The organism is Streptomyces sp. NPDC055254 (assembly GCF_053606025.1).
On sequence record NZ_JBSGQV010000027.1, the window covers coordinates 13,547 to 27,348 of the forward strand.

The 13,802-nt window shown below is 71.5% G+C and carries 11 protein-coding genes and 2 tRNA genes; 4 read left to right on the top strand and 9 right to left on the bottom strand.

The genetic code is table 11. The features are described from left to right. Window positions 1-129: 129 nt before the first annotated feature. A complete protein-coding gene (locus tag ACWFQ8_RS23240) occupies window positions 130-1,599 on the bottom strand; it encodes a catalase (protein WP_453788172.1) in 1,470 nt (489 codons plus the stop codon). A gap of 130 nt (window positions 1,600-1,729) precedes the next feature. Between ACWFQ8_RS23240 and ACWFQ8_RS23245 the strand changes: the two genes are divergently transcribed. Beyond that, complete coding sequence (locus tag ACWFQ8_RS23245) at window positions 1,730-2,146, top strand: Fur family transcriptional regulator (RefSeq protein WP_453788173.1); 417 nt, start codon at window positions 1,730-1,732, stop codon at window positions 2,144-2,146. Between the two features lie 155 nt (window positions 2,147-2,301). On the opposite strand, the gene ACWFQ8_RS23250 is transcribed toward ACWFQ8_RS23245, so the two are convergent. The 4 genes from ACWFQ8_RS23250 to ACWFQ8_RS23265 form a co-directional block, all read right to left on the bottom strand. Then, window positions 2,302-2,375 (bottom strand) — tRNA-Met (locus tag ACWFQ8_RS23250). 56 nt (window positions 2,376-2,431) lie between these two features. After that, a complete protein-coding gene (locus tag ACWFQ8_RS23255) occupies window positions 2,432-4,288 on the bottom strand; it encodes a sel1 repeat family protein (protein WP_453788174.1) in 1,857 nt (618 codons plus the stop codon). Between the two features lie 192 nt (window positions 4,289-4,480). Next, window positions 4,481-4,554: transfer RNA gene (locus ACWFQ8_RS23260), tRNA-Met, on the bottom strand. Window positions 4,555-4,606: 52 nt separating this feature from the next. Next, window positions 4,607-7,486 carry a UPF0182 family membrane protein gene (locus ACWFQ8_RS23265; RefSeq protein WP_453788224.1) on the bottom strand — a complete coding sequence of 960 codons (2,880 nt, stop codon included), beginning with the start codon at window positions 7,484-7,486 and terminating at the stop codon, window positions 4,607-4,609. Between the two features lie 146 nt (window positions 7,487-7,632). On the opposite strand from ACWFQ8_RS23265, the gene ACWFQ8_RS23270 reads away from it, so the two are divergent. Next, window positions 7,633-8,193, top strand: a complete 561-nt coding sequence (locus tag ACWFQ8_RS23270) for a PPA1309 family protein (protein ID WP_453788175.1) — start codon at window positions 7,633-7,635, stop codon at window positions 8,191-8,193. 34 nt (window positions 8,194-8,227) lie between these two features. On the opposite strand, the gene ACWFQ8_RS23275 is transcribed toward ACWFQ8_RS23270, so the two are convergent. The 4 genes from ACWFQ8_RS23275 to ACWFQ8_RS23290 all read right to left on the bottom strand — a co-directional run bounded on the left by ACWFQ8_RS23275 (window position 8,228) and on the right by ACWFQ8_RS23290 (window position 11,621). Further along, window positions 8,228-9,322 (bottom strand): YlbL family protein, encoded by a 1,095-nt coding sequence (locus ACWFQ8_RS23275; protein ID WP_453788176.1) that lies wholly within the window; start codon window positions 9,320-9,322, stop codon window positions 8,228-8,230. Window positions 9,323-9,419: 97 nt separating this feature from the next. Then, the gene (locus tag ACWFQ8_RS23280; RefSeq protein ID WP_453788177.1) at window positions 9,420-9,617 is read right to left on the bottom strand and encodes a hypothetical protein; all 198 of its coding nucleotides are present in this window, start codon (window positions 9,615-9,617) and stop codon (window positions 9,420-9,422) included. Window positions 9,618-9,786: 169 nt separating this feature from the next. Beyond that, window positions 9,787-10,248, bottom strand: a complete 462-nt coding sequence (locus ACWFQ8_RS23285) for a molybdenum cofactor biosynthesis protein MoaE (protein WP_453788178.1) — start codon at window positions 10,246-10,248, stop codon at window positions 9,787-9,789. A gap of 206 nt (window positions 10,249-10,454) precedes the next feature. Further along, window positions 10,455-11,621: an SDR family oxidoreductase gene (locus ACWFQ8_RS23290; protein WP_453788179.1), complete on the bottom strand. Its 1,167-nt coding sequence runs from the start codon at window positions 11,619-11,621 to the stop codon at window positions 10,455-10,457. 192 nt (window positions 11,622-11,813) lie between these two features. Here ACWFQ8_RS23290 and ACWFQ8_RS23295 point away from each other — a divergent pair, with 192 nt between their 5' ends. Continuing rightward, entirely contained in the window at window positions 11,814-13,256 is a 1,443-nt protein-coding gene (locus tag ACWFQ8_RS23295; protein WP_453788180.1) for a zinc-dependent metalloprotease, read from the top strand. Next, window positions 13,253-13,798 (top strand): NUDIX hydrolase, encoded by a 546-nt coding sequence (locus ACWFQ8_RS23300; RefSeq protein WP_453788181.1) that lies wholly within the window; start codon window positions 13,253-13,255, stop codon window positions 13,796-13,798. The genes ACWFQ8_RS23295 and ACWFQ8_RS23300 overlap by 4 nt, the downstream gene beginning before the upstream one ends. The last annotated feature ends 4 nt before the right edge of the window (window positions 13,799-13,802 follow it).

Below are 13,802 nucleotides of genomic sequence, written 5' to 3' on the forward strand. Positions count from 1 at the left end.
TACCCACTCCCTCGGGCGGGTGTTCCGCTCGCCCGGCCCCGCCCGCCCCCTGGGCCCCCCCCACCCACCCCGGCGGCACCCGCAGACTCGTCGGTTCGCGGCCCGGCGGCCCGCTACGACAAGAGGCCGTCAGCCGCGCAGGGCCTGGACCGCGGCGTCCAGCCGCTTGCCGAAGTCGCCGTCCGCCTGGCGGAAGTTGTTGATCGCCCGCTCGACGATGTCGTCACGGGAGACCTTGGCGATGAAGCCGGAGAGGTTCTCGATCAGACGCGTCTTCTCGTCCTCCGAGTACAGGCGGTAGAGGTTGCCCGCCTGGACGAAGTCGTTGTCCTCGCGATGGACGGGCGCCGCGTGGTTGCCCGTGCCTCCGGTCAGGGAAACCGGCTGCCACAGCGGGCGGTCGGTCTGGTGCGGGCCGCCGAAGCTGTTCGGCTCATAGTTCTTCGTACCCTTGTGGCGGCCGTCGTACAGGTGGCCGTCACGGGAGTTGGTGCGCGCCTCGGTGGCGTGCGGGCGGTTCACCGGCAGGTGGTCGGCGTTGATGCCGACGCGGTAGCGGTGGGCGTCGCCGTAGCCGAAGAGACGGCCCTGGAGCATCTTGTCCGGGGAGGGACCGATACCGGGGACGAAGTGGGCGGGGCTGAAGATGCTCTGCTCGACCTCGGCGAAGACGTTCTCCGGGTTGCGGTTGAGCTCCAGCTTGCCGATCTCGATCGGCGGGTAGTCCTCGTGCGGCCACACCTTGGTGAGGTCGAACGGGTTGAAGCGGTACTCGGCCGCCTCGGCCGCCGGCATGATCTGGACCTGGACGGTCCAGGACGGGAAGTCGCCGCGCTCGATGGACTCGCGCAGGTCGCGCTGGTGGGAGTCGGGGTCCTCGCCGGCGAGCCGGTTGGCCTCGGCCTGGGTGAGGTTCTTGATGCCCTGGTCGGTCTTGAAGTGGTACTTGACCCAGAACACCTCGCCGGCCTCGTTGTTCCACTGGAACGTGTGCGAGCCGTAGCCGTTCATGTGGCGGTAGCTCGCCGGGATGCCGCGGTCACCGAAGAGCCAGGTCACCTGATGGGTGGACTCGGGCGACAGACCCCAGAAGTCCCAGACGTTGTCCGCCTCCTGCGAGCCGGTGTACGGGTCGCGCTTCTGGGTGTGGATGAAGTCCGGGAACTTGATGGCGTCCTTGATGAAGAACACCGGGGTGTTGTTGCCGACGAGGTCGTAGTTGCCCTCTTCGGTGTAGAACTTCAGCGCCCAGCCGCGGGGGTCGCGCACCGCGTCGGCGGAGCCGAGGTTGCCCGCGACGGTGGAGAAGCGCAGGAACGTCTCGGTCTGCTTGCCGACCTCGGACAGGAACGCGGCCCGGGTCCACTGCGAGACGTCGCGGGTCAGCGTGAAGGTGCCGTAGGCACCGGCGCCGCGGGCGTGGACCACGCGCTCCGGGATGCGCTCGCGGTTGAAGTGCGCGAGCTTCTCCAGCAGCAGCTGGTCCTGGACGAGCACGGGGCCGCCGACGCCAGCGGTCTCGCTGTTCTGGTTGTCGGCGACCGGTGCCCCTGCCTCCGTGGTGAGCGGTCCCTGCGTCACGTGCGCCTCCTGCGTCATTCCTGCATGTCCTGTCCTCGGCCTGTTCCGTAACCGATCCTACAATGGACTTTGTCCAAGTCAAGCACGCATCCAATTCGACATCGATTCGGGAGTTACACCGAATCCCTGCGCTGTTAGGCTGATGTACATGAGTGACCTGCTGGAACGACTCCGCGGACGCGGCTGGCGCATGACGGCGCAACGCCGTGTCGTGGCCGAGGTGCTCGACGGCGACCACGTGCACCTGACGGCGGACGAGGTCCATGCGCGCGCCGCCGCCAAACTGCCCGAGATCTCGCGGGCGACGGTCTACAACACCCTGGGAGAGCTCGTCACGCTCGGTGAGATCCTGGAGGTCGCCACCGACCGGCGCGCGAAACGGTACGACCCCAACGCCCACCGGCCCCACCAGCACCTGGTCTGCGCCCGGTGCGGCGCGATCCGCGACGTCCATCCGTCGGGCGACCCGCTCGGCGACCTGCCCGACACCGAGCGCTTCGGCTTCGTCGTGTCGGCGGTCGAGGTGACCTACCGCGGCGTGTGCCCCAACTGCGCCGGCGCCTGACACCCGCACGATCCGTACGACAGAAGGCCGGGAGCGTGAGCTCCCGGCCTTCTTCGCTGCCGCGCCCCGCGCGCCCGCGCCGCGCGGATCACCGCTCCCACGCCCGGAAACGACTCAAGGCCCGGATCCATGGGATCCGGGCCTCGGGCCTTCAGTAGCGGGGACAGGATTTGAACCTGCGACCTCTGGGTTATGAGCCCAGCGAGCTACCGAGCTGCTCCACCCCGCGTCGGTAAACCCAACGTTACGTGACAGCCCCTGGCAGATGCAAATCGGTTAACCGACTCAGGCCGAGAGCTCCTCGGCCAGGGCCTCGCGCAGGCGCGCGGCCCGCTCCGACACCTCGGCCGGGCCCAGTTCCATGGCGCGTGCGCACCACTTCTGCCCCTCGGCCAGGTCGCCGTGGCGCGCCGCCAGCAGCCCCAGCCGCAGGGCGGCCCGGCCGTGGCCCGCCACCGCCGCCCGGGTCCACCACAGGGCGGCCTCCGGCTCGTCCCCCTCACGGGCCAGCAGCAGCCCGAGGTTGAACGCGCCGTTGCGGGAGCCCGCCTCCGCCGCCTCCCGGTACCACCGCGCGGCGAGCGCCAGGTCGCCCCGGGCGGCGGCCAGCATGCCGACCCGCACCTGGGCGCGGCGGTGCCCCAGCTCGGCGGCCCGCTCGTACCACTCCTCGCTCTCGGTGCGCGGGGCGCCGCCCGCGGGGTCGCCCAGGGCCACCGGCTCCGGCGGCGGGGCCAGCGACTCCAGCAGCGCGGCCAGCCGGAAGGCCGCCTCCGCACTGCCGCCGCCCGCGGCGCACCGCAGGTGCCGCTCGGCGGCGCGCTCCTCGCCGTCCCGTACGAGCGCGATGCCGACCTGGAGCGCGGCGTCGGTGTGCCCCGCCGACGCGGCCCGTTCGTACCACTTCAGCGCCGTGCGGTCCTCGTCGCGGCTCGCGAAGAGGATTCCGAGGTTGAACGCGGCGTCCACGCTGCCGGCCTCCGCCGCCTTGGAGAACCAGGGCTCGGCGCCCTCGGCGTCCCCGCCCTGCAGCAGCAGGATGGCCAGCGCGTTGGCCGCCTCGCGGTGCCCGGCGTAGGCGGCCCGCCGGTACCACTGCTCGGCCTGCGCGGTCCGGTCCTGTGCGACGCACAGCAAAGCAAGGTTGTACGCCCCGTTCTGGTCTCCCGCGTCCATGGCGGTGCGGTACCAGCGCTCGGCGGTCTGCGTCTCCCCCCGGGCGGCGTGCAGCGCGCCCAGTGCGTTGGCGGCGTTGCCGTCGCCGTCCTGGGCGGCCCGGTGCCACCACGCGGCGGCGCTGTCCTCGTCCCCGGCGTCGCGCAGCAGGAAGCCCAGGGCGCACGCGGCACGCGCCTCGCCCTGCTTCGCGGAGGTCAGGTACCAGCGCCCCGCCTCCTTGAGCTCGCCCCGCGCCTCCAGCAGCGCGCCCAGGTGGAGCGCGGCCCGGCGGTGCCCGCGCGCGGCGGCCTGCCGGTACCACTGCTCGGCCTCGACGGGGTCGCCCTTGCGCAGGTGCCGGGCCAGCCGGTACGCCGCCTCGCGGTGGCCCTGCTCGGCGGCGGCGCGGAACCACCGCTCCACGCCCCGGTCGCCCCGGTGCTCCAGCAGGTCGGCCAGTCCGTAGGCGCCGAGCGCGTGGCCGGATTCCGCCGCCTGGCGGAGCCAGTACTCGGCGGCGGGCTCGTCCCCGCGCTCGCGGAAGTGGCGGCCCAGGGCGTGCGCGGCGGGAGCGGATCCGGCCACGGCGGCCACCCGCCACCAGCCGGCGGCGTCCTCCGGGTAGCCCCGCTGGTGCAGCAGTACGCCGAGGTTGTTCGCGGCCGCCCGGTCCCCCACCGCGGTGGCCCCGCGCAGGTACGGCTCGGCCCCGGCCAGGTCGCCGCGGCGAAGCAGCAGTGCGCCGAGCACGCTCATGGCGCCCGGGTCGCCCTTGTCGGCGGCCGCCCGGTGCCGGGCTTCGAGCTCGGCGTCGCTCGCCGTGTCGGTCTCGGCGAACGCGTCCTCCGTGAGATCCGCGTCGGTCAGTACGGTCTGCGTGTCCACGGCCGGAGCCGCTCCCTTGGCCTCTGTGCCCGCTTCGGCCTCCGCCCTCACAAACCGCCCTGTCTCCAGCAGAGTTGACCTGTCCCCCATAAATCCCATCGTCGCATCACCTGCTACCCGCGTACACCTGGTATGTCGCAGCCCGTGAGGTCACTACAGCGTTTTGTCGACATGCCCTCAGTGAGGCAAGTCAAACACGCTCCTCCCCGAAGTCACCCGCCCCAGCTAACGCGTGTCCGCAGCGGACATGACGAAGGCCCGGATCCCATGGATCCGGGCCTTCATCTTCAGTAGCGGGGACAGGATTTGAACCTGCGACCTCTGGGTTATGAGCCCAGCGAGCTACCGAGCTGCTCCACCCCGCGTCGGTGAAACCACAGTATCACGACGCGGGACCGAGCCCTTACCGACGGATCATCAGCCGCCCGGATTCGGCGCGGCCGGCTTCGCCTCCGCTTCGATCGCCCGCTTCAACGCCGCCTTGATGTCCTCCTGCGCCTTGCCGAAGGCCGCCCAGTCGCCGGCCTGCCTGGCCTTCTCGGCCTCCTCGACGGCCTTCTGCGCGTCGGCGAGCGCCGCCTTGACCGTCGGGTTCTGATTCGTCGGCGGGGTGACGGCGCCCTCGCCCGGGGGCTGGTCCGGCGGGACCGGCGTGGTCGGGGCCTCCGCTCCGAAGACCACGTTCAGCGCCTTCTCCAGGGTGTCCTCGAACGCCGTCGCGCCTCCGTAGGTCACGAGGACCTTGCGCAGCAGCGGGTACTTGAGGCCCGAACTGCGCACGTACACCGGCTCGACGTAGAGCATTCCGCCGTCGAGCGGCACGGCGAGCAGGTTCCCGTACTCGATCTCGGAGTCGCCACCGCGCAGCAGCCGGATCGACTCGGCGATCTTCGGCTCGGACTGGAACTTGCTCTGCACCTGCCCGGGGCCGTCCGGCGGCTTGCTCGTCGGCATCTTCAGGATGCGGATCTTGCCGTAGTCCGAGGTGCCCGGATCGGCGTTGACCGCCATGAAGGCGCTCAGGTTCGGCCGCTCGTTCGGCGTGAAGGTCGTCGTGAGCGAGAAGACCTGCTCCTTCTCCTTCTGGCCCGGCATCTTCATCGACAGGTAGTACGGCGGGACCGCCGTGCCGGCCTTCGTCGTCGGGTCGTCCGGGACCGCCCACGCCTCACTGCCGCTGAGGAAGGTCTGCGGGTCGGTGACGTGGTAGCGGGTCAGCAGCTCGCGCTGGACCTTGAACAGGTCCTGCGGGTACCGCAGGTGGTCCATGAGCGGCTTGTCGATGTCGCTCTTGGACTTCACCGTGCCCGGGAACGCCTTCATCCAGGTCTTGAGGACCGGGTCCTGGGTGTCCCACTGGTACAGGTCGACCGTGCCGTCGTAGGCGTCGACGGTGGCCTTCACCGAGTTGCGGATGTAGTTGACCCGGTTCTCCTGGGCCACCACCGCGCGCTGGCTGTTGGTGAGCGAGTCGGCCGTGCTCTGGCCCAGCGTGGTGCGCGAGGCGTACGGGTAGCCGTTGGTCGTCGTGTAGGCGTCGACGATCCACTTGATCCGGCCGTCGATGACGGCCGGGTACGGCGCGCCGTCGATGGTCAGCCACGGCGCGACGGCCTCGACGCGCTCCTTGGGCGTGCGGTTGTACAGGATCCGCGAACCGTCGCCGATGGCTCCGGAGTAGAGGATCTGCGGCTCGCTGAAGGTGAGCGCGTACGCGGCCCGGTTGATCGGGTTGTCCAGATTGACCCCGGACCGGCCCTCGTAGCTCGTCTCCTTCTCGCCCTTGTCGTCCGAGTAGTCGAGCTCCTTCTGCGGCCCGCCGACGATCGAGTACTGCTTCGTCTGCTCGCCGTAGTAGATGCGCTGCTCGAAGTCCGTGCCGAACATCCCCTTGGAGGGGAGGTCGGACTGGGTGAAGTCCGGGGCGCCCTGGTCGCCGACGGTGGTGCCCTTGGCCGCGACCACGCCGTAGCCGTGCGTGTACTTGAAGTGGTCGTTGATCCAGTTGTTCTTCGGGATGCCGCCGATGTTCAGCTCGCGCAGGCCGATGACCGTGTCCTGGCCGCTGTACCGGTCCACGGCGAGCGTGGACGGGAAGGCGTAGTAGCCCTTGACCTGCTGGAGCTGCTGGAAGGCCGGCGAGACGATGTTCGGGTCGAGGATCCGGACGCTGGCGGTCGTGTCGGCCGCCGACCGCAGCTTGGTCCGGTCCTGCGTCTGCGGCACGCCCGGGTAGTCCGTGACCTCCGAGCCGGCGATCCCGTAGGCGTCCCGCGTCGCCTTGATGTTCTTCTGGACGTACGGGGATTCCTTGGCCTGCTCGTTGGGCTGGACCTGGAACTTCTGCACGATCGCCGGGTAGAGCCCGCCGATCAGGATCGCCGAGAGGACCATCAGGCCGAAGCCGATGACCGGCAGCTGCCAGGTGCGGCGCCACAGCGTCGCGAAGAACAGCACGGCGCAGATCGCCGCGATGGCCACCAGGATCGTCTTCGCCGGCAGGTAGGCGTTCGCGTCGACGTACCGCAGACCGGTCCAGTTGTCCGCCGCCTTGAAGTCGCTGGACTTCACGGCGAGACCGTACCGGTCGAGCCAGTACGCGACCGCCTTGAGCGTGACGAACAGGCCCAGCAGCACCGACAGGTGCCCGGTCGCCGCGGCGGTGGCCCGGGCGCCCGGGCTGGTCACGCGCAGTCCGCCGTAGAGGTAGTGCACGACGGCCGCGGCGATCACCGACAGCACGACGGCGGCGAAGCCGAAGCCGAGCAGGAAGCGGTACCACGGCAGGTCGAAGGTGTAGAACGACACGTCCAGGTTGAACTGGGGGTCCTTCGTGCCGAAGGGCACCCCGTTCACGAACATCAGCCAGGTCTTCCACTGGCCGGCCGCCGAGGCGCCCGCGATCAGGCCGACCAGGACGGAGATGCCCAGCAGCAGCCACTTCTTGTACGGGGCGATGCTCATCCGGTAGCGGTCGAGGCTCTGCTGCTCCATCGACATCGCGCTTAGCGGCGGCCGCAGCCGGTACGCCAGCCAGATGTTCAGTCCGACGGCACCCGTCATCAGCAGGCCGAAGACGGCGAAGAGACCGACCCTGGTCCACAGGGTGGTGGTGAAGACGGTCGAGTACTTCACGGACCGGAACCAGAGCCAGTCGGTCCAGAAACCCGCGAACATGATGAAGAGCATGGCCAGGACGGCCAGCACGCCCAAAGTCATGAGGAGAGTGCGGGCCCGCCGGGACGGGCGGCCGACTCTCATCCGTGGCCCGGAGGGGCCTCCGCCGCGGTCCGGCATCTGGAAAGCCAAGGTGCGCACCTCGAAAGTCGCTAAGTCTGAGTCCGGTAAATAACAGGGCCCCCGATCGTAGAGCCCACTGATTCAACTTACTGAGGCTTTGGTCAGTTCCCGGTATGCGGGGGAAAGGAGGCAGGATGTTGCCCATGTCCAACCTTTCGCCTTCCCCCGGCACGCCGATGGCGGCCAGCCCGCTCACCCGCGCCTGCCTCGAGATCGACGAGTACGCGGCCGGTCTCGGCTGGGACAAGCCCGCCCGGCTGTTCGCGCTCGTAGACACCGCCCGGCTCAAGAAGCAGGAGCCGCGGCTCGCGGGCCAGCTCGGCCTCGACCAGGACGACGCCGGCAAGAGCTCCCTGACTCCGGTCGAGCAGGACGAGGTCCCGGCCGGTACCCCGCTCGACCGGTTCCTGGGCACCATCGCCTGGCCCGACGCGGTGGTCGGCTGCGCGCTGACCGTGGAGCGGCTGATGCTGCCGCCGTCGGCGGAGGCCTCCGTACCGGAGGGCCTGAACGACAAGCAGCTGGCGAAGTGGGTCGCCGGCCATCCGGAGCGGCAGGAGGTGCGGCTGACCGTGGCGGTGCTGCGGGACGGGTCGCGCGAGTCGGCCGTGCGGCTGCGGGAGAAGGACTCCTCGACGGAGGTCCTCACCGGCGGGAACCTGGTCCCGGGACTGGCCGAGGCGCTGACCGCGACCTTCTCGTAGCCGCCGGCCGCGGGTCAGGCCGGCCGCGGGTCGGTCAGGACGTGGCCGCCGCGCACCGGGGCAGCCCCGCCGTGTCCCCCGCGCGGATCTTCTCCAGCGCCTTCACGGCCTCGTCCATGGTGGTGACCTTGACGAGGGTGAGGCCGTCGGGGACGTTCGCGGCCGCGGCGGCGCAGTTCTCGGCGGGCGTCAGGAAGTACTCGGCGCCCGCCTCGCGGGCCGCGATGGTCTTCATGGGGATGCCGCCGATCGGGCCGACCTCGCCCGCGTCGTCGATGGTGCCGGTACCCGCGACGAACTCGCCGCCGGTCAGGTCCTGCGGGGTGAGCTTGTCGACGATGCCGAGGGCGAACATCAGGCCCGCGCTCGGGCCGCCGACGTCGGCGAGCTTGATGTCGATCGCGAACGGGAAGGTGTGGTCCGTACCGGCCCGGATGCCGACGATGGCGTGGCCGTCGTCCTCCGCCTTGGCCGAGACGACGGTCACCTTGGTGGACCCGGTGGGTTCGCGGTTCGCCTTCTCGGCCTCCGCGGCTTCCGCTGCGGGCACGACGGTGAACTCGACGGGCTCGCCGGCCTTGTGCTTGGTGACGAGCTCGGCCACGTCCCCGGGAGCGTTCACCGGAGCGCCGTCCACGGCCCGGATGACGTCCCCCGCGTGCAGCTTGCCCTCGGAGGGGCTCGACTTGACCACGGAGGAGACGATCACTCGGGCGGTCACCGGGATGTCGAGCTGCTTGAGCGCCGCCACCTTGGCGCTCTCCTGCGACTGGCTGAACTCCTCGGCGTTCTCCTGCGTCGATTCCTCGTCCGTCTTGCCGTCGGGGTAGAGGTTCTCGTGCGGCACGACGATGTTGTCGTCGGCCAGCCAGCCGTAGACCGCTTCCAGCAGGTTCATGTCGTAGTCGGCACTGGTGACGCGCACCGTCGTCATGTTGAGGTGGCCGCTGGTCGGGTACGTCTCGCGCCCCGAGATGCTGAGGACGGGCTCGCCGCGCGAGTCCCCGAGCGTGTTCACGGTGGGGCCCGGGCTCATCTCGGCGTACGGGACCCGGACGAACACCCCTGCGCAGAGCAGCGCGAAGAGAAAGAGGGTGGAGGCGAGCATCGTCGCAGTGCGGCGTGGCATGGATCCGACAGTACGTGACGGCCCTGACGGGCGGCCCCCGGGGCCGGTCCGTACGGGGCCCGCATGGAGAACTCTCAGGCGTTTCTCACGGGACGCGTCAGACCGCGTCGGAACCGGAGTGCGCCTCTGCCTTCGCCCTGCTCTGATCGGTGTTGCCCATCGCTTCGCGGAAACGCGCGTAGCCCGCGAGCTCGGATATGTCTCCCTGCGTGCGGTCGCGTGCCGCCCAGCTGCCCCATATCGCCGCGCCGATCGCGGCGGACAGCGGAATCATCAACCACACCAGAGACGCCATTGGCCTGCCTCCCTACCCCTGAAGTACGTGTTGTCGTTGGTGGCTTCAACGCTCGTGCCCGGGAGGGGGTTACGCAAATCGAGGGCGTGTTGCGCGGCCGAACGGGTGCGAGGCTACCTCCTTTCGGGGGCGGCTCCGCACGCGGGGGTTCGTAGCGGGGCGGCGGGTGCTAGCAGGCGCCGACCCACTCCTCCGTGCCGTCCGAGAAGGTCTGGTGCTTCCAGATCGGGACCTCGTGCTTGAGGTCGTCGATCAGCATCCGGCAGGCCTCGAAGGCCTCGCCGCGGTGCGGGCAGGACACCGCGACGACGACGGCCAGGTCGCCCACGGACAGGTCGCCGACCCGGTGGACGGCGGCCAGGGCGCGGACCGGGTACGCGGCCACGACGCGCTCGGCGACGCGGCGCATCTCGGCCTCGGCGGTCGGGTGGCAGGAGTAGCCGAGCGAGTCGACGTCGGCTCCCCCGTCGTGGTCGCGCACCGTGCCGACGAAGAGCGTCGTACCGCCGGTCGCGTCGTCGCCGACGGCCTGGAAGACCTCGTCGAGCGAGAGCGGAGTCTCACGGATTTCGAGCAGCCGGATCGGGTCCGGAGCGGCCTGCTCGCCGGGGTGGTCGAAGTGCGGTGCCATGTCTTCATCGTGCCCTAGCCACTGACGTGGCGGAATAGCCGTTTCACCCGTGCCGCGCCCCTCCCCTTGGGAGCCTCCTACAGAAACCCCGCCCGGCCCCACCGCCGTCCCGGGCGCGGGGTGCGGGGCGGAGCCCGGGGAGCACGGGCGCGGCCGGGGTCCGCTCCGCGCGACGGCGCCGCACGGCACCGCCCGACCCCGCGGGGTCAGATGCCCCGCCGCCGCCGCGCCCGCCGCACGGCCGCCGCCGCACCCAGCAGCGCCACCGTCGCCCCCGCCGCACCCGCGGCCGTCGCGGCGTCCTTGCGCCCCAGCCGCCGCCCCACGACCGTGTGCCGGCCCGCGACCTCCTGGAGCAGCTCCGCCAGGACCTCCTCGTTGGTCCACCGCGGCCGCCACCCCGCCGCGTGCAGCCCGCTGACGCTGACCACCCACGGGTGCATCGTGTACGCCAGGTCGCCGGCCGGGGACGGTGTCAGCCCGATCCGGTGCAGCCGCGCGGCGGCGCCGAGCGCGACGGCCGACGGGAGCTCCATCCGGCGGATGCCGCTCAGCTCCTCGACCTCCTCCTGCTCCAGCCAGCCCTCGCACCCGACGGCCAGCTCGCCCTCGACCTTCTCCAGGGCGGCGTACTCCAGGGCGCTGACCAGGTCGTCCACATGGCAGAACTGCCAGGTGGGCCGGGAGCCGGCCACCACGAGCAGGCGCGGGGACTCGAAGTAGCGGGTCAGGGCGGTGTCGGTGCCGCCGACCAGGACCGCCGGGCGGACCACCGTGACGTTCAGACCGGGGTGCGCCCGCGGCGCCCGGCGGCCCAGGCGCTCGATCTCCAGCAGGTCGCCGACCCCGGTCGCCTCGGCGGTGGCCCGCAGCTCGGAGTCCTCCGACAGCGGGATGTCGTTGTCCGGGAGGGCGCCGTAGACCATGGCGGAGGTGCACAGGACGACCCGGTGCACGCCGGCCGCGGCGGCCGCGGTCAGCACGGTCTGGGTCCCGCGCACGTTGTACGCCGTACGGGCCGCCGGGTCCGTCTCCAGATCGAGGTCGAGGGCGAGGTGGACCACGACGTCCGCGCCGCGCAGCTTCTCGGCGATCGCGGGGTCGCGGACGTCGAGGACGTGCCACTGCGCGTCCTCGCACTCCCCGCGCCGCTCGTCGATGGCGACGACCTGCTTGACCTCGTCGGAGGCGGCCAGCCGGCTCACCAGGGCCGCGCCGACCCCCGACGCGGCGCCGGTCACGGCGACGACGGGGGCGTGGCGGCTCGGTCCGGCCGGGTTTCGCGGCCGGCGAACGCCGGGGTCGCCGTCACCGTGCTCGGGGCGGTCTTCGTCGTCGTGGGTCGCGCGAACCTGCGGATCTCGGGAACTCACCGGGCGTCTCCAGCGGTTGTCTTCGGTAGGGACGCACCGTGACGCGTACCTACCAGGTGATGTCCATCCTGCCGCAGCCCAGGAGTCGGCGGAGCACCGAGCCCGTGACCGGGTCGGGTGTCTACGCTGGGTGGTGTTGTCGGACCATTGCCCGTCGGCTCCCGCCGGCGGCCCTACGAGCCGAGGAAACCCGTGAGCGACACCCCATTCGGATTCGGCCTTCCGCCGGAGGAGCCGGAGGACGGCGACGAGGGCAAGAAGAAGGGCGGCGCCGGTGGCCAGGGCGGCTCGAATCCGTTCGGGTTCCCCGGCATGGGCCTCCCGGGCGGCGCCGGCGGCCAGGGCGGCGCGGACAACCCGTTCGCCGCGATGTTCGGCGCGATGAACCCGAACGACCTCGGGGCGGCCTTCCAGCAGCTCGGCCAGATGCTGAGCTACGAGGGCGGTCCCGTGAACTGGGACATGGCCAAGGACATCGCCCGCCAGACAGTCGCGCAGGGCACCACGGACGGGGTGAAGGACGCGAGCGTCGGCGTCGCGGAGAAGTCCGCGGTCGTGGAGGCCCTGCGCCTGGCCGACCTGTGGCTGGACGGCGTGACCTCGCTGCCCTCGGGCGCGGGCACGGCCGTGGCGTGGAGCCGCGCCGAGTGGGTCGAGGCGACCCTCCCGGTGTGGAAGGAGCTCGTGGACCCGGTCGCCGAGCGCGTCGGCGCGGCCATGGGCGGCGTCGTGCCCGAGGAGATGCAGGCCATGGCGGGCCCGCTGCTCGGGATGATGCGCTCCATGGGCGGCGCCATGTTCGGTCAGCAGATCGGCCAGGCCGTGGGCGTGCTCGCGGGCGAGGTCGTGGGCTCGACCGACATCGGGCTGCCGCTGGGTCCGGCCGGGAAGGCGGCGCTGCTGCCGCTGAACATCGAGGGCTTCGGCAAGGACCTGGGCGTTCCCTCGGACGAGGTCCGGCTGTACCTGGCGCTGCGCGAGGCGGCCCACGCCCGGCTCTTCGCGCACGTGCCGTGGCTGCGCTCGCACCTGTTCGGCACGGTCGAGGGGTACGCGCGCGGCATCAAGGTCGACACCTCGAAGCTGGAGGACGTGGTCGGCCAGCTGGACCCGTCCAACCCGGAGCAGCTGCAGGAAGCGCTCCAGGGCGGCATGTTCCAGCCGCAGGACACCCCCGAGCAGAAGGCGGCCCTGGCCCGTCTGGAGACGGCGCTCGCGCTGGTCGAGGGCTGGGTGGACGCCGTGGTGCACGAGGCGGCCAAGCCCCGGCTGACCTCGGCGGACGCCATGCGCGAGACCATGCGCCGCAGGCGTGCCTCGGGCGGTCCCGCGGAGCAGACCTTCGCCACCCTGATCGGTCTGGAGCTGCGTCCGCGCCGGCTGCGTGACGCCTCGCGGCTGTGGGCCTCGCTGACCGACGCGCGGGGCGTGGACGGCCGCGACGGGCTGTGGGAGCACCCGGACATGCTGCCGACGGCCTCGGACCTGGACGACCCCGACGGTTTCGTGCACCGCGAGCAGCCCGACTTCTCCGAGATCGACAAGATGCTCGGCGAGGCCGCCCGCGGCCGCGACACGGGCGGCACGGACAGCGCGGACGGCGCGGACGGCGCGGACGGCGACGAGAAGAAGTGAGCCTGCACGAAGACGCGGTCCTCGTCCTGAAGGCGTACGAGGGTGACGGCGAGGCGGCCCAGAGCGCGCTGCGCGAGGTGTACCTGGACCACCTGGCGGCCCATCCTGACGGGGTCTACAAGCCCTGCGGGGCCGGGCACGTCACCGGCAGCGCGCTGGTGATCGACCCGGCGGCGGGGCGCGTCCTGCTGACCCTGCACAAGAAGCTGGGCATGTGGCTGCAGATGGGCGGTCACTGCGAGCCCGGCGACGCCACCCTGGCCGGGGCGGCGCTGCGCGAGGCCCGCGAGGAGTCGGGCATCGCGTCCGGTCTGACTCTGCTGCCGGGCGGCCCGGTGCGCCTGGACCGGCATCCGATCCCGGCTCCCTGCCACTGGCACCTGGACGTGCAGTACGCGGCGCTGGCCCCGGCCGGCTCGGTGGCGGAGATCAGCGAGGAGTCCCTGGACCTGCGCTGGTTCCCGTACGGGGAGGTGGCCGGCGTGGCCGACGCCTCGGTGGTGCGGCTGCTGGAGGCGACCCTGGCGCGGCTCGACGCCTGACGGG

Bases quoted from the DNA above. Each gene is read 5' to 3' on its own strand.
- ACWFQ8_RS23240 (WP_453788172.1), bottom strand. From the start codon at position 1,599: ATGACGCAGGAGGCGCACGTGACGCAGGGACCGCTCACCACGGAGGCA.
- ACWFQ8_RS23245 (WP_453788173.1), top strand. From the start codon at position 1,730: ATGAGTGACCTGCTGGAACGACTCCGCGGACGCGGCTGGCGCATGACG.
- ACWFQ8_RS23255 (WP_453788174.1), bottom strand. From the start codon at position 4,288: ATGGGATTTATGGGGGACAGGTCAACTCTGCTGGAGACAGGGCGGTTT.
- ACWFQ8_RS23265 (WP_453788224.1), bottom strand. From the start codon at position 7,486: ATGCCGGACCGCGGCGGAGGCCCCTCCGGGCCACGGATGAGAGTCGGC.
- ACWFQ8_RS23270 (WP_453788175.1), top strand. From the start codon at position 7,633: ATGTCCAACCTTTCGCCTTCCCCCGGCACGCCGATGGCGGCCAGCCCG.
- ACWFQ8_RS23275 (WP_453788176.1), bottom strand. From the start codon at position 9,322: ATGCCACGCCGCACTGCGACGATGCTCGCCTCCACCCTCTTTCTCTTC.
- ACWFQ8_RS23280 (WP_453788177.1), bottom strand. From the start codon at position 9,617: ATGGCGTCTCTGGTGTGGTTGATGATTCCGCTGTCCGCCGCGATCGGC.
- ACWFQ8_RS23285 (WP_453788178.1), bottom strand. From the start codon at position 10,248: ATGGCACCGCACTTCGACCACCCCGGCGAGCAGGCCGCTCCGGACCCG.